We start from the raw sequence: 19,611 nt of genomic DNA, 5'->3' as shown, positions 1-19,611 counted from the left end.
TCATTTTTTGTGTACTTTTGTGTATTTTTTTATTTTGGGGGATCTCGTTCTGGGGTTGGTGACGCCCTGGTCCCGTCGTTCGCCGCGAGGCAGGCGGGACCTTGCGGACACGGCCCAGGGCGCACCACGGGCCCCGCCGCCTCACGCGTCCTTGACCAGGGCCCTGGCGATGACATTGCGCTGGATCTCGTTGGTGCCCTCGCCGATCTCCAGGATCTTGGCGTCGGCGTAGAAGCGGGAGATCTCCGACTCGCGGACGTAGCCGTAGCCGCCGTGGATCTGGAGCGCCTGGGACGCGGCCCGGTTGGCGACCTCGGAGGCGTACAGCTTGGCCATGGCGGCCTCCGTGCTGTGCGGCCGGCCCTGGTCGGCGAGCCACGCTGCGCGGTACACCATCCAGCGGGCCGCCTGGTACTCCGTACCGATGTCGGCGATCTTGTGCGCGACCGCCTGGAAGTCGGAGAGCGGACGCCCGAACTGGTGTCGTTCCTTGGCGTGTTTGACCGCGAGCGCCAGCGCCGCCTTGGCCAGTGAGAGGCCCAGGGCCGCCACGCTGATCCGGCCGCCGTCCAGGACGGACAGGAACTGCCGCAGGCCGTTGCCCTCCTCGCCGATCAGATGGTCGTCGGAGACCCAGCAGTCGGTGAAGACCAGCTCCCGGGTGTCCATGGCGTGCCAGCCGAGCTTCTTCAGCTTGGCGCCGACCGTGTAACCGGGCGTGCCGGTCGGCACGTAGAAGGTCGCATACCCCTTGCGCCCGTCCGCGCCCATGCCGGTGGTGGCCAGCAGGGTGACGCCCTGGCTGATGTCGGTGCCCGCGTTGGTGATGAACATCTTCGTGCCGTTGATCACCCAACCGCCGTCCGCCCGGCGGGCGGTGGTCGCGATCCCGGCCGCGTCGGAGCCGGCCTCCGGCTCGGTCAGCCCGAACGCACCGATCGCCTCGCCCTTGGCCAGCGGGGTCAGCCAGCGCCGCTTCTGCTCCTCGGTGCCGTACGCGAGCAACGGAAGGGTGCCGATGGTCGAGTGGGCGTTCCACGAGGAGGCCACCGACTGGTCGGCGGCGCCGAGTTCCTCCATCACCGCGACATAGGTGACCGTGTCCGAGCCCGCCCCGCCGTACTCCTCCGGTACGAGCATGCCCATCAGGCCGAGTTCGCCGAGCTTGGTGAAGACCTTGGTGGGGAAGATCTCGTTCTCGGACCACTCGGCCGCGTGGGGCGTGATCTCGTTGGCCGCGAACTCGCGGACCATGTCCTGCAGAGCGAGGGTCTCCTCGGGCAGGTCGAAGTCCATGTCACAGTCCCTTCGGGGTCAGCAGCACCTTGAGGTGCCGGGCCCGGTCGGCGGCCAGGCCCTCGAAGACACCGGCTCCTCCCGAGAGCGGAAAACGGCCGGTGATCAGGGGCGAGGCATCCAGTCGTCCGGTGCTCATCAGATCGATCACGCGCGGGATGTCGAAGTTGTAGCCGAGCGTGCCGACCACCGACCGCTCGTAGAACACGAGTTGGCCCATGTCGAACTCGACGCTGCCGTGCCCGACCCCGGCCAGCACGACCCGGCCGCCACGCCGGACGATGGAGACGGCCTGTCCCGCGAGGGCGGGCACACCGGTCGCGTCGATGACGACGTCCGGGCCGATCCTGCCCGTCCGCACGAACACCTCACGCCGTACGTCCGTTTCGCGCGGGTCGAAGGCCTCGGTGACGCCGATGCCGAGCAGCATCTCGCGCCGCCCGGCGAGGGGTTCGCTCACGAACAGCCCGGCCGCACCGGCGATTTGGGCCGCGAGGACCACGGCGACGCCGATCGGTCCGCCGCCCACGACGAGAACGTTGTCGCCCGGTTTGACCCCGGCCCGGGTCACGGCGTGCAGCCCGACCGCCAACGGCTCGGCCACGGCGGCGAGTTCGTCGCTGACGTTGTCCGGGAGACGGGTCAGACCGGCCAGCGGCACGGTGACGCGTTCCGCGAATCCGCCGGGGGAGGCGAGGCCCACGGAACCGCTCTTGGGGCAGATGTGGTACTCGCCGCGCGTGCACCAGAAGCAGACGCCGCAGCGCCACACCGGGTCCGCGGTGACGCGGTCGCCGACCGCGATGCCGGGCACGTCCGCGCCCAACGCGACCACCGTGCCGCTCAGTTCATGGCCCAGGGCGAGGGGTGGCTTGGTACCGGTGAGGGGATGCGGGCCCTCGCGGATCATGTGCGGGCCTTCGAGGAACTCGTGCAGGTCCGTGCCGCAGATGCCGCACCACGTCACGTCCACGACCGCCTCGTGCGGGCCCGGGTCCGGCGGCTCGGGCACGTCCTCGAGTCGTAGGTCGAGTGCGCCGTGCCAGACGAGTGCCTCCATGTTTTCCGGCCCTTTCGTGTCGTGTGTCGTCTGCGGATCCGCCCCTTATGGGGCGCTTCTCTTGCCGCGGTTCAGAAAGGAGTCGAGTCCGTCGGTCGCGTCCTGGGTGCCGAACACCCCGGTGAACAGCGCGCGTTCCAGTGCCAGACCGGCCGACATGCCCGCGTCCGTGCCGTGGTCCACCGCTTCCTTGATCGCCTCCAGGGCGGCCGGTGGGCCTTCGGACAGTTGACGGGCGTAGGCCAGGGCAGCTTTCAGGGCGGAGCCCTTGGGGACGACCTCGTCCACCAGGCCCAGCCGCAGCGCCTCCTCCGCCTTCACCTGCCGGCCGGTCATCAACAGGTTCTTCGCGCGGGACGGGCCGATGAGGCGGGCGAGGCGCTGGGTGCCGCCCGAGCCGGGCATGATCCCGAGCTGGACCTCCGGCTGGCCGAGCACCGCGTCCTCGGCGGCCACCCGGTAGTCGGCGGCCAGGGCCAGTTCCATGCCGCCGCCCAGCGCGTACCCGGTGACGGCCGCGATCACCGGCATCGGCAGCCGGGCGACCTCGTCGAAGGTGCGCTGCAAGGCGCGGTTCCAGCCACGGATCTCCTCCGGGCCCATCGCGGCCAGGGCCTTGATGTCGGCGCCGGCGGCGAAGAGCCGCTCGCCGCCGTAGAGCACCACGGCCCGTACGGCGGAGGCGTCGGCCAGCTCGCGTACGCGGGCGGACAACTCCTCCCGTTGTGCGGAGTCGAAGGCGTTCATCGGCGGATGGTCGAGGCGGACCGTGACGACCGGTCCGTCGGTGTCGAGCCGGATGCGTGGCACGAAGACCCCTCCTCGTCGGCGGATGCGACATATCGCTGTGTGCGGACGGTTGTCGTCGCGGACGCTCCGTCGTAAAGTGCGGCTCCCAGGTTTTATAGACCAAGGGGTACACTAAATCTTGGGAGCGGGCAACCGACCGGTCGGGACATTTCCGGCCGCCGAGCGAGAGAGTCGCCGTGCACAATTTCGCGAGCATCCTCGACTACCACCTGACGCAGCGGCCCGACGCCGTGGTCGTGACGCAGGAGGGACGCGGTCTGACCGTCCGTCAACTGCATGAACGGGTGAATCAGTTGGCCGCGGGACTGGCCGAACTGGGCGTCGGCCGGGGTGATGTGGTGGCGCTGCTGCTCTACAACCGGCCGGAGTTCCTGGAGCTGGTGTACGCCGCCAATCGGCTCGGCGCGGTCTTTCTGCCGCTCAACTACCGCCTCTCCGAGGAGGAGTGGCAGTACATCTTGGGGCACGCGCAGGCCAAGGTGATCGTCACCGAGCCGGAGTTCGTGCCGGCCGTGGAGCGCAGCGCCGGGTGTCTCACCGATCTGGAGCACCGGGTCCTGATCGGCGGCGGTGATCCTGCCGAGGAGCCGTGGGCCGGTTACGAGGAGCTGCTGGCCCGGCACAAGGGGGAGCGGGTGGAGCCCGTGGAGGTCGAGCCCGGTGATCTCCAGCGGCTCATGTACACCTCGGGTACCACCTCACGCCCCAAGGGCGTCCGCATCACCTACGGAAACCTCGAGGCCAAGAACCTCGCGCACATCGTGCACTTCGGTCTGACGGCGGCGGACACCACGCTGGTCTGCGGCCCGCTCTACCACGTGGGCGGTCTGGACATGCCGGCCCTGGGGGTGCTGTACGCGGGCGGCGGTGTCGTGCTCCAGCGGAAGTTCGACCCGGTGGGCGTGCTGCACGCGATCGAGAGGCACCGGGTCACCAATGTGTGGCTGGCGCCCGCCATGGTCAACGCGGTCCTGGAGGTCCCCGACCGCGAGGAGTACGACACCAGTTCGGTCCGCTTCGTCCTCGGCGGCGGCGAGAAGACCCCCGAACCGGTGCTGCGGCGCATCATGACCGCCTTCCCGAGCGCCTGGTTCGCCGACGCCTACGGCCTGACCGAGACCGTCTCCGGCGACACCTTCCTCGACCGCGAGCACGCCCTGTCCAAGCTGGGCTCGGTCGGCCGTCCCGTCCCGCACACGCGCGTGCGGATCGTCGACGACAGCGGCCACGAGGTCTCGGCCGGTGAACTCGGCGAGATCACCCTGCGCGGCCCGAAGGTCTTCGCCGGGTACTGGCGCGACGAGAAGGCCACGGCGGCGGCCCTGAGGGACGGCTGGTTCCACACCGGCGACATCGGGCACCTCGACGAGGACGGCTTCCTCTATATCGACGACCGCAAGAAGGACATGATCGTCTCCGGCGGCGAGAACATCGCCACGCCCGAGGTGGAGCGTGTGCTGTACGAGCACCCGGTCGTCCTGGAGGCCGCCGTGGTCGGGCTCGATCACCCCCGCTGGGGTGAAGTCCCGCGCGCCTTCGTGGTGTTCAGGCCCGGCGAGAGCGCGGGCGCGGAGGAGCTGCGGGAGTTCTGCCGGGCCCGCCTCGCCAAGTTCAAAGTGCCGGCCCGCTTCGACATCGTCGACGAACTGCCCCGCACCCCGTCGGGCAAGGTCCTCAAGCGCACCCTGCGTGACATCCCCGCGGAGGGCTGAGCCATGACCGACGTGACCACCGAACTCCGGCTCGACGGCCGGACCGCCTGGGTGACGGGCGCGGGCAAGGGCCTGGGCCGGGCCATCGCGGTCGCCCTGTCCCAGGCCGGCGCGACCGTGGCGGCAACGGCCCGTACCGCGGCGGACCTTGAGAGCCTGGAGGCCGAACTCGCCGCGCACGGCGGCAAGGTACTCGTCCTGCCCGGCTCGGTCGCCGACTCCACCGCCGTACGGACCATGGTCGAGCGCATCGCCGACGGCACCGGCCGCCTCGACGCGGTCGTCAACTGCGCCGGTACGAGCCCGCACTTCACCCGCAGCGAGCGGGTCACCGACGAGGACTGGCAGCAGGTCATCGACGTCAACCTCCAGGGCACCTTCTACTGCTGCCGCGAGGCCGGCAAGGTGATGCTGGAGCAGCGCTCCGGCTCGATCGTCAACGTCTCCTCGGTGCACGCCCGCACCGGCTTCGAGCGGATCGCCGCCTACGCGGCCAGCAAGGGCGGGGTCGAGGCGCTCACCAAGTCGCTCGCCGTCGAGTGGGCCGATCGCGGGGTGCGGGTGAACGCCCTCGCGCCGGGCTACTTCCACACCGATCTCAGCTCGGGTCTGCTGGCCAGTCGCTGGGGTGAACGCATCGTCGACAGCACGCCGTTGGGCCGTGTCGGTACCGTCGACGAACTGGGCGGCGCCGCGGTCTTCCTCGCCTCCGACGCGTCCCGCTTCGTCACGGGCACCACTCTCACGGTGGATGGCGGCTGGACCGCGCGGTAGCGCACCGGCTTCGAGCGGATCGCCGCCTACGCGGCCAGCAAGGGCGGGGTCGAGGCGCTCACCAAGTCCCTCGCCGTGGAGTGGGCCGACCGCGGGGTGCGCGTCAACGCCCTCGCGCCCGGCTACTTCCACACCGACCTCAGCTCCGGCCTGCTGGCCAGTCGCTGGGGTGAACGCATCGTAGACAGCACGCCGTTGGGCCGTGTCGGCACGGTCGGCGAACTGGGCGGCGCCGCGGTCTTCCTCGCCTCGGACGCCTCGCGCTTCGTCACGGGCACCACCCTCACGGTGGATGGCGGCTGGACCGCGCGGTAGCGCGCGATCAGCGCTCAGGCGCGGGCCGCACGGTCAGTATTTGCTGCGCGTGCCCCACCGGACCGTGGACGTCGTGCAGGACCGTGCTGGTGAGGCCCTGCCCGGTCGGTCCGAAGGTGACCGTCGTGTCCAGCCCCGTCCACGCGCCCTCGGGCTGCCGGTGCAGGTGGACCGTCAGATCGACGTTCGGGTAGATCCAGGCGGTGGGCGGCTGGCGTACGGCGATGCCGTTCGCGGTGTCGACCAGCGCGAGGTAGGACGCGAGCGGACTGCTGGGCTCACCGGCGACGAGAGCGTGCCGGGTGGAGACCCAGGCGGTCGTACGGCCCGGCCGGGGCGGGGCCAGCGGGCGGACGTCCACGGACGCGATGTATCCGCCGGGCCACAGCGCGCTCATCTCCCAGGGGGCGAGCCGCTCGGGAGGCGTGAGCCGGTCGCCCGTGCCGCCCGCGACGGCGGAGGTGTCGACCGCGGCGAGGTACCAGGCCCGGGCCCGCACCACCGGCCGCTCACCGACCAGCACCACGGCCTCGACCAGCTCGATCGTGCGACCGGGCCGGACGGTCTCCACCCGGATCTCGCACTCGTCGAGCGCGAGCCGGCCCAGGATGTCGTAGCTGATCCGCGACATCAGGAGGCCGGTCTCCGGCCGCACGGCCCGCTCGATGGCGTGGACGACGAGTCCGCCGAGCGGGCTGAAGTGCAGCTCGTCCGGGTCCCAGGCGCCGCTCGCGTGGGCGGTGGGCTTGTAGCGGTGCTCGCCGGTGCGCTCGTAGTAGCTGTCGGGGACCGTGGTGCCGGTGTTCAACGGACGTCTCTCCTCGGGCTGTTCGATTCAGCAGCGTAGCCCGCGATCAGGCCGCCGACGCGCCCCGGAGCGGCGGCCGACTTCATGGCGGGTTCCGGCCCCGGCGCGTAACGTGACGCACCATGAAGATCCTCATCAGCGCCGACATGGAGGGTGCCACCGGCGTCACCTGGCCCGCCGACGTGTTGCCGGGGACACCGCAGTGGGAGCGGTGCCGTTCGCTGTTCACCTCGGACGTGAACGCCGCCGTCCTCGGCTTCTACGACGGCGACGCCGACGAGGTACTCGTCAACGAGGCGCACTGGACGATGCGCAACCTGCTCCTCGAACAGCTCGACGAGCGGACGCAGATGCTCACCGGGCGGCACAAGTCCCTCTCCATGGTGGAGGGCGTGCAGCACGGCGACATCGACGGCATCGCGTTCGTCGGCTACCACGCGGGCGCCGGCATGGAGGGCGTCCTCGCCCACACCTACCTCGCGAACTCGATCACCGGCGTATGGCTGAACGACGTCCGCGCCAGCGAGGGTCTGCTCAATGCGCATGTCGTCGCCGAGTACGGGGTACCGGTCGTCCTGGTCACCGGTGACGACGTGGCCTGCGAGGACGCCCTCGGGTACGCGCCCGAAGCGCTGAAGGTCGCCGTCAAGGACCATGTGTCCCGGTACGCGGCCGTGTGCCGCACACCGACGAGGACCGCCGCCGACATCCGCGCGGCGGCGAAGGAGGCGGCGCAACTGGCGGTCCGTCAGGAACCGGTCCAGGCCGGGCCGTTCACCGTCGCGCTCGAATTCGACGCCGAGCACCTCGCGATGGCCGCCACCGTGGTGCCGGGGGTCGCACGGGTGGGGGAGCGGAAGGTGGCGTACACCAGCGACACCATGTACGAGGGGATCCGCACCTTCAAGGCGGTCACTACGATCGTCTCGGCCGCGGTGGAGGAGCAGTATGGCTGACATCGACGAGCGGGCCCTGGACGAGGTCGTCGCCTTCACCTCGGACCTCATCCGGATCGACACGACCAACCGGGGCGGCGGCGACTGCCAGGAGCGGCCCGCCGCCGAGTACGCCGCCGAGCGACTGGCCGGCGCCGGTCTCGAACCCACCCTCCTCGAACGCGTCAAGGGCCGCACCAACGTCGTCGCCCGCATCGAGGGCACCGACCCCTCGGCGGACGCGCTGCTCGTCCACGGTCACTTGGACGTCGTACCGGCCCAGGCCGAGGACTGGAGCGTGCACCCCTTCTCCGGGGAGATCCGCGACGGGGTCGTCTGGGGGCGCGGCGCGATCGACATGAAGAACATGGACGCGATGATCCTCGCCGTCGTGCGGGCCTGGGCCCGGCAGGGCGTACGGCCCCGGCGCGACCTCGTCATCGCGTTCACCGCCGACGAGGAGGCCAGCGCCGTGGACGGCTCCGGGTTCCTCGCCGACCAGCACGCCGGGCTCTTCGAGGGCTGCACCGAGGGCATCAGCGAATCAGGGGCGTTCACCTTCCACGACGGCGCCGGCCGGCAGCTCTACCCCATCGCCGCCGGTGAACGGGGCACGGGCTGGCTCAAGTTGACCGCGCGCGGCCGGGCCGGCCACGGCTCCAAGGTCAACCACGAGAACGCGGTCACCCGGCTCGCCGCCGCCGTCACCCGCATCGGCGAACACACCTGGCCACTACGGCTCACCCCGACCGTCCGCGCGGCCCTCACCGAACTCGCCGCGCTCTACGGCATCGAGCCCGACCTCGACGACGTCGACGGACTCCTCACCAAGCTCGGCCCGGCCGGAAAGCTCGTCGAGCCCACGGTCCGCAACAGCGCCAACCCGACCATGCTGAGCGCCGGTTACAAGGTCAACGTGATCCCCGGCGAGGCCGTCGCGTATGTCGACGGACGCTATCTGCCGGGCGGCGAGGACGAGTTCCGCACCACCCTGGACCGGCTCACCGGACCGGACGTCGACTGGGAGTTCCACCACCGCGAAGTGGCCCTCCAGGCGCCCGTCGACTCGACGACCTACGCCCGAATGCGGTCCGCCGTCGAGGAGTTCGCGCCCGAGGGGCACGTGGTGCCGTACTGCATGTCCGGCGGCACGGACGCCAAACAGTTCTCGCGCCTGGGCATCACCGGCTACGGCTTCGCCCCGCTGAAGCTGCCCGAGGGCTTCGACTACCAGGCGCTGTTCCACGGAGTCGACGAGCGGGTACCCGTGGAGGCACTGCACTTCGGCGTCCGCGTCCTGGACCGCTTTCTGAGGACGGCCTAGCGAGTGGGGGAGAACGTGCGGACCTCGGCCTACGGTTCATGGCCCTCGCCCATCGACGCGGCCCTCGCCGCCGCGCACGACGGACAACCCGAGTACGTCGGCTTCGTCGGCGACGAGGCCTGGTGGACCGAACCCCGGCCCACCGAGGGCGGCCGCCGCACCCTGGTGCGGCGCCGCGCGGACGGCACCCAGGAATCGGTGCTGCCCGCGCCGTGGAACGTCCGCAGCCGTGTCATCGAGTACGGCGGACAACCCTGGGCGGGAGTCGTCGAGGACTCCCAACCGCTCGTGGTGTTCGTGCACTTCGCCGACCAGCGGCTGTACCGCTACGACTTGCTCGGCGAGCCGAGACCGCTCACCCCCGTGTCGTCGGTGGGCGGCGGACTGCGATGGGCGGAACCGCAGTTGCGCACGGATCTGGGTGAAGTGTGGTGCGTCCTTGAGGAGTTCACCGGCGAGAGGTCCGGTGATGTACGCCGCGTCCTGGCCGCCGTACCGCTGGACGGGTCCGCCGCCGAGGACCGGCACGCCGTACGCGAACTCACCGACGAGCGGCACCGGTTCGTGTCCGGACCCCGCCTCTCGCCCGACGGGCGGCGCGCGGCCTGGCTCGGCTGGGACCATCCGCGGATGCCGTGGGACGGCACCGAGCTGGTGCTCGCCGAGGTCGCGGACGACGGCACGTTCGGCGCCCCGCGGATCGTGGCCGGTGGGCCCGAGGAGTCGATCGCCCAGGTCGACTGGGGCTTCGACGGCTCACTGCTGTACGCGAGTGACCGCACCGGCTGGTGGAACCTCTACCGCGACCACCGGCCGCTGTGCGCCCGCGAGGAGGAGTTCGGCGGGCCGCTGTGGAAGCTCGGCCAGCGCTGGTTCGCCCCTCTGGAGAGCGGTCCGATCGCCGTCGTGCACGGTCGGGGTGCCGCCCTGCTCGGTGTCCTGGACCCGGAGACCGGCGAGGTCGTCGACGCGGCCGGCCCCTGGACAGAGTTCACGTCCACGCTGGCGGTGCACGGCGAGCGGATCGTGGGCGTCGGAGCCAGCCCGCGCAGCGCCTACGAGGTCGTCGAACTGGACACCCGCACCGGCCGGGCCCGGGTGATCGGCGCCGCCCATGACGACCCGGTGGACCCCGCCCACTACCCCGAACCGCAGATCCGCACCTTCACCGGCCCCGCAGGACGCGACATCCACGCCCACATCTACCCACCGCACAGCCCCGGTTGGGCCGCGCCGGGCGACGAACTGCCGCCGTACGTCATCTGGGCGCACGGCGGCCCCACCAGCCGGGCGCCGCTCGTCCTCGACCTGGAGATCGCCTACTTCACCTCGCGCGGCATCGGTGTCGCCGAGGTCAACTACGGCGGCTCGACCGGGTACGGCCGGGAGTACCGCAACCGGCTGCGCGAACAGTGGGGCGTCGTCGACGTCGAGGACTGCGCCGCCGTCGCCCAGGCCCTCGCCGACGAGGGCACCGCCGACCGCGCCCGGCTCGCCGTCCGGGGCGGCAGCGCGGGCGGCTGGACCAGCGCCGCGTCCCTGGTGACGACCGACGTCTACGCCTGCGGCACCATCATCTATCCGGTCCTCGACCTGGCCAACTGGGCCTCCGGGGAGACCCACGACTTCGAGTCCCGGTACCTGGAGACCCTCGTCGGCCCCCTCGCCGAGGTGCCCGCCCGGTACGCCGAGCGCTCACCCGTCGAGCACGCCGACCGCATCACCGCGCCGTTCCTGCTGATGCAGGGCCTGGCCGACGTGATCTGCCCGCCCGCCGGGTGCGAACGCCTCCTGGAGCGGATGCGGGGACGCCAAGTCCCGCACGCCTACCTCGCGTTCGAGGGCGAGGGCCACGGCTTCCGGCGCGCCGACACCATGGTCCGCGCCCTGGAGTCCGAACTCTCCCTGTACGCCCAGGTCTTCGGCATCGACCCACCCGGCATCCCGACCCTGGAGCTCACCAAGTGACGGCACTCGTCCGGCCGTACCGGCTCGCCCCCGGAGCCCGCGTGGCCGTCGTCGCGCCCAGCGGCCCGGTGTCCGAGGAACGGCTGGAGACGGGCCTCGACATCCTGCGCGGCTGGGACCTCGACCCGGTCGTGGCACCCCATGTGCTGGACCGGCACGGCGAGTTGGGCTATCTGGCCGGTACCGACGCCGACCGCGCGGCCGATCTCCAGAACGCCTGGTGTGATTCCACCGTGTCCGCCGTCCTGTGCGCACGCGGTGGCTACGGCGTGCAGCGCATCGTCGACCTGCTCGACTGGGAGGCGATGCGCGCGGCCGGTCCGAAGGTGTTCGTCGGCTTCAGCGACCCGACCGTGCTGCACCAGGCGTTCGCCACCCGGCTGGGCCTGGTCACCCTGTACGGGCCCGCCGCGGCCGGCGCCGACTTCATCAAGAACGCCCGCGCACAGGAGCAGTTGAGGGCGACCCTGTTCGACCCGGAGTCCGTGCGGACGATCCGCGCCGTGCCGGGCGGGGGCGGTGCGCTGGTGCCGGGACGGGCCCGGGGTGTCACCCTCGGCGGCTGTCTGAGCCTGCTCGCCACCGATGTCGGCACCCCGCACGCGCTGCCCGGTGCGCGCGGCGGGCTGCTGGTCGTCGAGGACGTCGGCGAACAGGCCTATCGCGTCGACCGGATACTGACCCAACTCCTGCGCTCCGGCTGGCTCGACGGGGTCGCGGGGATCGCGCTCGGTTCCTGGGCCGGATGCGGACCGTACGAGCAACTGCGCCCGGTGCTCGTCGACCGCCTCGGCGGGCTCGGTGTGCCCATGGTGGAGGAGTTCGGGTTCGGGCACTGCGACGGGGCGCTGACGATACCGCTCGGGGTGAGCGCCGAACTGGACGCGGACGCGGGCACGTTGACGCTGGATGAGCCGGCGCTGCGGTAGTCGTTCGCTTGTTGACTCTCTGTCAAGAAACACCTTGCACGATGGTTGACCGGGGCTGACACGTGTCACACCATGGCGAGAGGCCAGTACTTACTGGTCGGTAAGTCGGGTTGTTGTCCTCAGTGTGGAGGTCTCTTGTCCCGTCGCCCGCTCGGAATCCGCGCCGCACTGGCTCTCTCCCTCACCGCACCGCTCGCGCTCGGCGGGCCCGCCGCCGCGATCGACCAACAGACTCTCGACCAATACACCGTCACGGCCCTGAAGTTCACCGTCCCCGCAGGCGGCCGGAACTGCACCATCGACGCCGATCTGTACCGGCCCGCGGGTGTGGACCGGGCCCACCCGGCGCCCGCCGTGCTGGTGACCAACGGCTTCGGGGGCAGCAAGTCCGACGGCTCCACGGACGGCATCGGCAAGGCCTTCGCGCAGCGCGGCTATGTGGGGCTCGTCTACTCGGGGTTGGGTTTCGGAGGTTCGGGCTGTCTCATCTCGCTCGACGACCCGGACATCGACGGCACGGCCGCGTCGGGGCTGATCGACTTCCTGGCGGGGACACGGGCCGCGGACGACGGCACCAGGGCCGACTTCGTGACCCTCGACCGGAAAGGGGATCCACGGGTCGGGATGATCGGCGGATCGTACGGCGGTGCCGTCCAGTTGGCGACGGCGGCTGTCGACCACCGGGTCGACGCGCTCGTCCCGCTGATCACCTGGAACGACCTGGCGTACTCCCTCGACCCGAACAACGCGGCCGGCAGCAGTGCCGTGCCCGGCGCCTTCAAGTGGCAGTGGACCAACGGCTTCTACCTCATCGGCGAAAGCCAGCCCCTCACCGCACCGAACCTCGACCCGACCCGCGTCAACTCCCTCGTCTGCCTGCACTTCGTCACCAAGGCCTGCGACACCGTCCGCACCCTCAACTCCGGCAGCTATCCCGCCAAGGCGACGGCGGACCTGCTCGGCTACGCACGCGGTGTCTCGCCGGTGACGTATCTGAACCGGGTGAAGGCGCCGACGCTCCTCGTCCAGGGGCAGGCCGACACCCTGTTCAACCTCAACGAGGCGACGGCGACGTACAAGACACTGAAGGCACAGGGCACGACCACGAAGATGGTCTGGCAGTCCTGGGGGCACAGCGGCGGGATGACGGACCCGGCCGCCGGTGAACTCGACCTGAGCAAGGGCGACTTGGAGTCGAGCTATGTGGGCCGGCGCATCCTGTCCTGGTTCGGCCGCTATCTGCTCGAGCACAAGGGCGTGGACACGGGACCGGCCTTCGCCTACTACCGCGACTGGATCACGGACCCGGCCGACACCTACGCCACGGCGAGCCAACTCCCCGCGCTCGACGAGAAGTTGTACCTCTCCGGCGACGGGAAGCTGGTCGACGACCGGGCGAAGGTGGCGCGCGGCAGCCGTAGCTACACCAACTGGGCGGTCCCCACGAGCCATTCGGAAAGCTCCCTGAACGGAGCCATCGGCCTGCCGGACCCGGCGCCGTACGACATCGCCGGCACGTATGTGGGTTGGACCGGCGCACCCCTGACCCGTACGACGGACGTCGTGGGCGCCCCGAGGGCGACGCTCAAGGTCGTCTCCCCGCGGGCGGAGCGGACCCAGAACTCCGGCGACGCCGCCGGCAAGCTCGTCCTCTTCGCCAAGCTCTACGACCTCGCTCCCGACGGCAGCAAGACGCTCGTCCACCGGCTGGTCGCCCCGGTCCGGGTCCCGGACGTGACCAAGAGCTTCACGGTCACGCTGCCCGCGATCGTGCACCGGTTCGCGAAGGGGCACCGGTTGCGGTTCGTGATCGCGGCGAGCGACGACGCGTACACCGGGAACCGGGGCATCAAGCCGGTGACCGTGGTCAGCTCGCCGCAGGACACCGGGGTACTGGAGCTGCCGGTCGTCGGCGGGTGAGCCGTCGGGTGCAGCCGGGGGCACCCCTTCACCGTGCGTGATGGCCGCTTCGGGCTCACCCTGGAGGCATGAGCCCGAAGACCACCGAGCGCGGCGGCAGGACCGCCCGGCGGGAACGCGTGCTGACGCCCGCCCGGATCGCCGTCCTGCTGCTCGCCGTCCTGGCCCTGATCTTCATCTGCGAGAACACCCGCGACACCAAGATCCGCCTGCTGATCCCCGAGGTGACCATGCCCCTGTGGACGGCGCTCCTGGGCATGGCGGTCATCGGTGCCCTGTGCGGGGCCTATTTCATGCGACGGCGTCGGTAGGGCCTGCCCCCGCACTAGGGTGACGGGATGCCGCACACCGCATCCCGTTATCTCGCCGAAGGCCCCCGCGTGGGGATACGTCACTTCAGCCACGAGGACGGTGCCGAGTTCACCGCCCGGGCGCGGGAGAGTAAGGATCTGCACCAGCCGTGGCTGTTCCCGCCGGCCAGCGGGGACGCGTACACCGCGTATGCGGGGCGGCTGATCCAGGATCCGACCAAGGCCGGGTTCCTGGTGTGCGAGCTGGACGGCGGGGGGATCGCCGGGTTCATCAACATCAACAACATCGTCGAGGGCGGGTTCCAGTGCGGTGCGCTGGGCTACGGCGTCTTCGCGCACGCCGCCGGGCGCGGGCTGATGCGGGAGGGGATGAACCTCGTGATCGGGCACGCCTTCGGGCCGATGCGGCTGCACCGGCTCGAAATCAATGTGCAGCCCACCAACGCCGCCTCGATCGCCCTCGCCCGCACCTGCGGATTCCGCCTCGAAGGCTTCTCACCGGACATGATCTACATCGACGGCGCGTGGCGCGACCACGAGCGCTGGGCGGTCACCGCCGAGATGCGGACTTCCGGTTGACCTTCATCGTGTCCAGGTCGGTGACCGTCGACTTGAGATCGCGGAAGCCGTAGCCGAGACCCTTCAGCGCGGTCTCGGCGCGGTCCTCCGCGAGCGCGGCCGCCATCTCCGCGCCGTCGGCAGCGTCCGACACCACCACGTAGCGCCACGAGAAGTGCTTGAGCGGCGACGCCTCGTAACTGAGCGAGCCCTCCTCGGTGAACCGCATGCTCAGCATCCCGTGCTCCGCGGCCTCGCCCAGCAGCCGCTGCCGCGCCTCGTCCGTCAGCGCGTCCCAGGTGCCCCGGACGATCACCCGGTACGTGTGCTGCTCGCTCATCCGCCGTTCCACTCCTCGGTCCGTGCCGTCGGTCGCCCGACTGTACGTCGACCGGGACGAACCGCACGCGGAAATTTCCGGGCCCCCGCCTTTGCGGAAACCTGACCGGCAGTGCCCCTGGCCACCGCACCCGTTGCCGGGTTCCATGGTGATCGTGACGACGATCCGACGTGAGGTACTGACCCTGCCCACCGCCGAGTTGGGTCCGGACAACCCGCTGCCCCCACTGCGTCCCCTCGACGAGGCACACCGTATCGACGACCGGGACCGCGAGGACCTTCCGCGTGACATGGCCCGACAAGTGGGCTACGAGCCGCTCCGTAGCCTGCTGCCCACCCGCGTCCGCGACGGATACGACAGAGAGCGCACACCCCGCCCGATCGACGCCCTCGTGATCGAGAACGACCGGCTGCGCGCCACCGTGCTGCCCGCCCTCGGCGGCCGGATCGCCTCCCTCGTCCACAAGCCCACCGACCGCGAACTCCTGTACCGCAACCCGGTGTTGCAGCCCGCCAACTTCGCCCTCAACGGCGCCTGGTTCTCCGGCGGCGTCGAGTGGAACATCGGCGCCACCGGCCACACCACCCTCGCCTGCGCACCCCTGCACGCCGCCCGCGTCCCCGCCCCGGACGGCGGCGAGATGCTGCGCCTGTGGGAGTGGGAGCGGCTGCGCGACCTGCCGTTCCAGGTCGACCTGTGGCTGCCGGACGGCTCCGACTTCCTGTACGTCGGCGTCCGTATCCGCAATCCGCACGAGCGGCCCGCGCCCGTCTACTGGTGGTCCAACATCGCGGTGCCGGAGGAACGCCGGGTCCTCGCCCCCGCCGATGAGGCTTGGCACTTCGGGTACGAGCGGCGGCTGCGCCGGGTGCCCGTGCCGTCGTACGACGGAGTGGACCGGACGTACCCCCTCAACAGCCCTTACGCGGCAGACTACTTCTACGAACTGCCGGACGGGCGGCGCCGCTGGATCGCCGCGCTCGACGGTGAGGGGCACGGGCTGGTGCAGACGTCCACCGACGTGCTGCGGGGCCGCAAGCTCTTCGTGTGGGGTACCGGGAGCGGTGGCCGGCGCTGGCAGGAATGGCTCACCGAACCGGGCACCGGCGGCTACTGCGAGATCCAAGCGGGCCTGGCCCGGACCCAGTTGGAACATGTCCGGCTCGATCCGGAGAGCGAGGTGTCCTGGCTGGAGGCCTACGGACCGCTCGACGCACCGGCGGAGGGGGAGTGGTCGACCGTCGTGGGGGACGCGGAGGCGCGGCTCGAAGCGGAGCTGCCGCGTGCCGACGTCGATGCCGCCTACATCGCCTGGAAGCCGTACGCCGACACCGAACCCGGCGAGATCCTCGCCACCGGCTCCGGCTGGGGTGCCCTCGAAGTCCTGCGTACCGACTGGAAGTTGCCCGGCACGCCCTTCGAGGAGTCCATGCTCGGCGAGGCCCAGCAGCCCTGGGTGAACCTGCTGCGGAGCGGTGTCCTGCCCGAGCCGCGACGGGTCCGGCCGCCCGGCGAGACGCTGGTCGCCCCGCACTGGCGGGACATGCTGGAGACGGCGCCCGCCACCCCGCTCACCGAGTACCACCTCGGCATAGCGCAGTGGCACGCGGGCGATCGGGCGCAGGCGGTGCGCAGTTGGGAGCGGGCCCTCGAACTCGCCCCGTCCCTCTGGCCGTTGCTGCGCTGTCTCGCCGTGGCGGACCAGGAGGCGGGCAACCACGAGCGGGCCGCCGACCGGTACAACGAGGCCTTCGCCGACCTGTGCCACGAGCGGCGGGACGCCGGTGAGAGCTGGACCGCCGCCACGGCCGCCCTCGGCCGCGAGGCCGTCGAGGCGCTGCTGCGGGTGCGGCGCCCGGCGGACGCCCGCGCGGTGTGGGAGATGCTGCACCCCGCCACCCGTGAACGCGGCCGATTCCTGCTGCTCCAGGCGGAGTTGCTGCTCGCCGAAGGGCGGCGTGACGACGCGTGGGCGGTCTTCGACGACGGGTTCGAGGTCGCCGACCTGCGCGAGGGCGCCGAGTCGATCGGCCGGCTCTGGGCCCGGCTCACCGACGAACCGCTGCCGGCCCGCTACGACTTCCGGATGCGGCCGGACAGGCCCTGAGACGCTCTGAGACGCAGCGTGGACCGGCCGGTCAGCCCCGCCGGTCCACGTACTCGTAGACCATCCCGTCCGGATGCATCGCGATCAGATTGCGGCCCGCCGGTGAGGCGATGGGGCCCGCGACGATGTGGGCGCCCAGCTCGGTCAGGACCGTGTGGGTCTCGTCGACGTCCTTGACGGCGATGGTGGCCGCGACCTTGCGCAACACCTCCAGCTCCGCCGGCGGCCCGCTCATCAACAGGAAACAGCCGACCGCGGCCACCGACACCCCACCGCGCTCGAAGCGGAGCGCGGTGTTGCCCGCGAGCCGTTCGTAGAAGGGGACGGCGGTCTCCAGGTCGTCGACGCAGATACGCAGCGTGGCTCCCAGAATCTCCATACGGACGAGCCTAGTTGGGGAGAGCGGGCGGTGGTGATCCTTTCGGGCGATCCCGGTGCCCGTTCGGCGCGTGTTTGGCCGGCTTGATCAGGGGGACGCGGAATGCCTCGGACGACGATCCCCCCACCGAAGGAGCCCTATGGACACCGCCGAACTCGTCGAACTCGGACAGCAACTTCGGGTGGACAGTGTGCGGGCCGCCGACGCGGCGGGCTCCGGACATCCCACGTCCTCCATGTCCGCCGCGGACCTGATGGCCGTCCTGCTCGCCCGTCACCTCCACTACGACTTCGACCTCCCCGCCCACCCCGGCAACGACCGCTTCATCCTCTCCAAGGGGCACGCCTCACCCCTGCTCTACGCCGCCTACAAGGCCGCCGGCGCCGTCGACGACGAGGAACTGCTCACCTTCCGCGCCCTCGGCAGCCGCCTCGAAGGGCACCCCACCCCGCAGCGGCTCCCCTGGGTCGAGACCGCCACCGGCTCCCTGGGCCAGGGACTGCCGGTCGGCGTCGGCATCGCCCTGTCCGGCAAGCGGCTGGAACGCACCGGGTACCGGGTGTGGGTGCTGTGCGGGGACAGCGAACTGGCCGAGGGGTCGGTGTGGGAGGCCGCCGAGCACGCGGCGTACGAACACCTCGACAACCTCACCCTGATCGTCGACGTCAACCGGCTCGGCCAGCGCGGCCCCACCCGCCACGGCCACGACCTGCACGCCTACGCCCGCCGCTTCGACGCCTTCGGCTGGCACACCATCGAGGTCGACGGACACGATGTGGACGAAGTCGACCGCGCCTACGCGGAGGCGGCGGCCACGCTCGGGCAGCCCACCGTGATCCTCGCCCGCACCCTCAAGGGCAAGGGCGTCGCCTCCGTCCAGGACCGCGAGGGCCTGCACGGCAAACCGCTGCCGGACGCGGACGCGGCGATCGCCGAACTCGGCGGCCGGCGCGACCTCCGCGTCCACGTCCAGGAACCCGGCGCCGCCCGCGCGCTGCACTCCGTGCGCGCCGACCGTCTGGAGCTACCGCGCTACGACCGCGGCGACGACGTCCCCACCCGTGACGCCTTCGGCCAGGCCCTCGCCGTGCTCGGCGCCGCCCGCGCCGACGTCGTCGCCCTCGACGGCGAGGTCGGGGACTCCACCCGCGCCGAGTACTTCGCCAAGGAGCACCCCGACCGGTACTTCGAGTGCTACATCGCCGAGCAGCAGTTGGTCGGCGCCGCCGTGGGTCTCGCCGCGCGCGGCTGGGTGCCGTACGCCTCGACGTTCGCGGCGTTCCTCACGCGCGCGTACGACTTCGTGCGGATGGCCGCGGTCAGCGGTGCGGGGATCAACCTCGTCGGCTCGCACGCGGGCGTCTCCATCGGACAGGACGGGCCCTCGCAGATGGGCCTGGAGGACCTGGCGATGATGCGCGCGGTGCACGGCTCGACGGTGCTGTACCCGTGCGACGCCAATCAGACCGCGCGCCTCGTCGCCACCACGGTGGGCCTCGAAGGCGTCCGCTATCTGCGCACCTCGCGCGGCGCGGGCCCGGTGATCTACGGCCCGGACGAGGAGTTCCCGGTCGGCGGCAGCAAGGTGCTGCGGTTCTCCAGCCGGGACCGGCTGACGGTCGTCGCCGCGGGGGTGACCGTGCACGAGGCGCTGGCCGCCGCCGACGCCCTCGACCGGGAGGGCATCCAGGTGCGGGTCGTCGACCTGTACTCGGTCAAGCCCGTCGACGTGGAGACGCTGCGCCAGGCCGCCGAGGACACCGGCTGTCTGCTCACCGTCGAGGACCACCACCCGGAGGGCGGCCTCGGGGACGCGGTCCTCGACGCCTTCCTCGACGGCCGGCCGGTGCCCCGGCTGGCCCGGCTCGCCGTACGCACCATGCCCGGCTCGGCGAGCCCGGCGGAGCAGTTGCACAGGGCCGGCATCGACGCTGAGTCGATCGCGGCGGCCGGGCGGCTGCTGGTGGAGACGGCCGTCGTGCGCTGAACGCCACGGGCCCGGGGCCCGCCGGGGGGTCGGGGGCGCGCCGGGCCCGCGCGGGGGGGGGGCCGGGGGCCGCCCGCG

General features: G+C 71.3%; 18 protein-coding genes. 12 read left to right on the top strand and 6 right to left on the bottom strand.

The window, feature by feature from the left end; translation table 11 throughout:
- Positions 1-141: 141 nt before the first annotated feature.
- The 3 genes from ABZT04_RS44615 to ABZT04_RS44605 are packed head-to-tail and all read right to left on the bottom strand — an operon-like array spanning position 142 to position 3,166.
- On the bottom strand, positions 142-1,296 hold the full coding sequence (locus ABZT04_RS44615) for an acyl-CoA dehydrogenase family protein (protein ID WP_356066077.1): 1,155 nt from the start codon (positions 1,294-1,296) through the stop codon (positions 142-144).
- 1 nt (position 1,297) lies between these two features.
- Positions 1,298-2,356, bottom strand: a complete 1,059-nt coding sequence (locus tag ABZT04_RS44610; protein ID WP_356066074.1) for a 2,3-butanediol dehydrogenase — start codon at positions 2,354-2,356, stop codon at positions 1,298-1,300.
- 45 nt (positions 2,357-2,401) lie between these two features.
- Positions 2,402-3,166, bottom strand: a complete 765-nt coding sequence (locus ABZT04_RS44605; protein WP_356066072.1) for an enoyl-CoA hydratase-related protein — start codon at positions 3,164-3,166, stop codon at positions 2,402-2,404.
- A 176-nt stretch (positions 3,167-3,342) separates the two neighbouring features.
- On the opposite strand from ABZT04_RS44605, the gene ABZT04_RS44600 reads away from it, so the two are divergent.
- Genes ABZT04_RS44600 through ABZT04_RS44590 form a run of 3 tightly spaced genes read left to right on the top strand, consistent with a single transcriptional unit; the run spans position 3,343 to position 5,967 of the window.
- Positions 3,343-4,878 carry a long-chain fatty acid--CoA ligase gene (locus ABZT04_RS44600; RefSeq protein ID WP_356066070.1) on the top strand — a complete coding sequence of 512 codons (1,536 nt, stop codon included), beginning with the start codon at positions 3,343-3,345 and terminating at the stop codon, positions 4,876-4,878.
- A 3-nt stretch (positions 4,879-4,881) separates the two neighbouring features.
- Positions 4,882-5,652, top strand: a complete 771-nt coding sequence (locus tag ABZT04_RS44595; RefSeq protein ID WP_356066068.1) for an SDR family oxidoreductase — start codon at positions 4,882-4,884, stop codon at positions 5,650-5,652.
- A gap of 18 nt (positions 5,653-5,670) precedes the next feature.
- On the top strand, positions 5,671-5,967 hold the full coding sequence (locus tag ABZT04_RS44590) for an SDR family oxidoreductase (RefSeq protein ID WP_356066083.1): 297 nt from the start codon (positions 5,671-5,673) through the stop codon (positions 5,965-5,967).
- A 7-nt stretch (positions 5,968-5,974) separates the two neighbouring features.
- Here the strand turns inward: ABZT04_RS44590 and ABZT04_RS44585 are convergent, their stop codons facing one another.
- On the bottom strand, positions 5,975-6,775 hold the full coding sequence (locus tag ABZT04_RS44585) for a thioesterase family protein (RefSeq protein WP_356066065.1): 801 nt from the start codon (positions 6,773-6,775) through the stop codon (positions 5,975-5,977).
- 122 nt (positions 6,776-6,897) lie between these two features.
- Here ABZT04_RS44585 and ABZT04_RS44580 point away from each other — a divergent pair, with 122 nt between their 5' ends.
- The 7 genes from ABZT04_RS44580 (at position 6,898) to ABZT04_RS44550 (ending at position 14,741) form a co-directional block, all read left to right on the top strand.
- Positions 6,898-7,731 (top strand): M55 family metallopeptidase, encoded by an 834-nt coding sequence (locus ABZT04_RS44580; protein WP_356066062.1) that lies wholly within the window; start codon positions 6,898-6,900, stop codon positions 7,729-7,731.
- The gene (locus ABZT04_RS44575) at positions 7,724-9,034 is read left to right on the top strand and encodes a M20/M25/M40 family metallo-hydrolase (protein WP_356066060.1); all 1,311 of its coding nucleotides are present in this window, start codon (positions 7,724-7,726) and stop codon (positions 9,032-9,034) included. The genes ABZT04_RS44580 and ABZT04_RS44575 overlap by 8 nt, the downstream gene beginning before the upstream one ends.
- A gap of 15 nt (positions 9,035-9,049) precedes the next feature.
- Positions 9,050-11,002: a prolyl oligopeptidase family serine peptidase gene (locus ABZT04_RS44570; protein ID WP_356066080.1), complete on the top strand. Its 1,953-nt coding sequence runs from the start codon at positions 9,050-9,052 to the stop codon at positions 11,000-11,002.
- On the top strand, positions 10,999-11,931 hold the full coding sequence (locus ABZT04_RS44565; protein ID WP_356066058.1) for an LD-carboxypeptidase: 933 nt from the start codon (positions 10,999-11,001) through the stop codon (positions 11,929-11,931). The genes ABZT04_RS44570 and ABZT04_RS44565 overlap by 4 nt, the downstream gene beginning before the upstream one ends.
- 135 nt (positions 11,932-12,066) lie before the next feature.
- Complete coding sequence (locus ABZT04_RS44560; protein WP_356066056.1) at positions 12,067-13,851, top strand: CocE/NonD family hydrolase; 1,785 nt, start codon at positions 12,067-12,069, stop codon at positions 13,849-13,851.
- Positions 13,852-13,919: 68 nt separating this feature from the next.
- The gene (locus tag ABZT04_RS44555) at positions 13,920-14,162 is read left to right on the top strand and encodes a LapA family protein (protein ID WP_356066053.1); all 243 of its coding nucleotides are present in this window, start codon (positions 13,920-13,922) and stop codon (positions 14,160-14,162) included.
- A 27-nt stretch (positions 14,163-14,189) separates the two neighbouring features.
- The gene (locus tag ABZT04_RS44550; RefSeq protein WP_356066050.1) at positions 14,190-14,741 is read left to right on the top strand and encodes a GNAT family protein; all 552 of its coding nucleotides are present in this window, start codon (positions 14,190-14,192) and stop codon (positions 14,739-14,741) included.
- Here ABZT04_RS44550 and ABZT04_RS44545 read toward each other — a convergent pair.
- On the bottom strand, positions 14,713-15,060 hold the full coding sequence (locus tag ABZT04_RS44545) for a DUF6204 family protein (RefSeq protein WP_356066047.1): 348 nt from the start codon (positions 15,058-15,060) through the stop codon (positions 14,713-14,715). The genes ABZT04_RS44550 and ABZT04_RS44545 overlap by 29 nt on opposite strands.
- A gap of 145 nt (positions 15,061-15,205) precedes the next feature.
- Here ABZT04_RS44545 and ABZT04_RS44540 point away from each other — a divergent pair, with 145 nt between their 5' ends.
- Entirely contained in the window at positions 15,206-17,167 is a 1,962-nt protein-coding gene (locus tag ABZT04_RS44540; RefSeq protein WP_356066045.1) for a DUF5107 domain-containing protein, read from the top strand.
- A gap of 31 nt (positions 17,168-17,198) precedes the next feature.
- Here the strand turns inward: ABZT04_RS44540 and ABZT04_RS44535 are convergent, their stop codons facing one another.
- Positions 17,199-17,546, bottom strand: a complete 348-nt coding sequence (locus tag ABZT04_RS44535) for a VOC family protein (RefSeq protein WP_356066042.1) — start codon at positions 17,544-17,546, stop codon at positions 17,199-17,201.
- Between the two features lie 55 nt (positions 17,547-17,601).
- Between ABZT04_RS44535 and ABZT04_RS44530 the strand changes: the two genes are divergently transcribed.
- On the top strand, positions 17,602-19,533 hold the full coding sequence (locus ABZT04_RS44530; protein ID WP_356066039.1) for a transketolase: 1,932 nt from the start codon (positions 17,602-17,604) through the stop codon (positions 19,531-19,533).
- The last annotated feature ends 78 nt before the right edge of the window (positions 19,534-19,611 follow it).

Source organism: Streptomyces sp. NPDC005492, from assembly GCF_040605995.1.
Lineage (GTDB): Bacteria > Actinomycetota > Actinomycetes > Streptomycetales > Streptomycetaceae > Streptomyces.
Note: the sequence above shows the minus strand (reverse complement) of the source record. Positions and strands in the feature narration are given on the sequence as shown.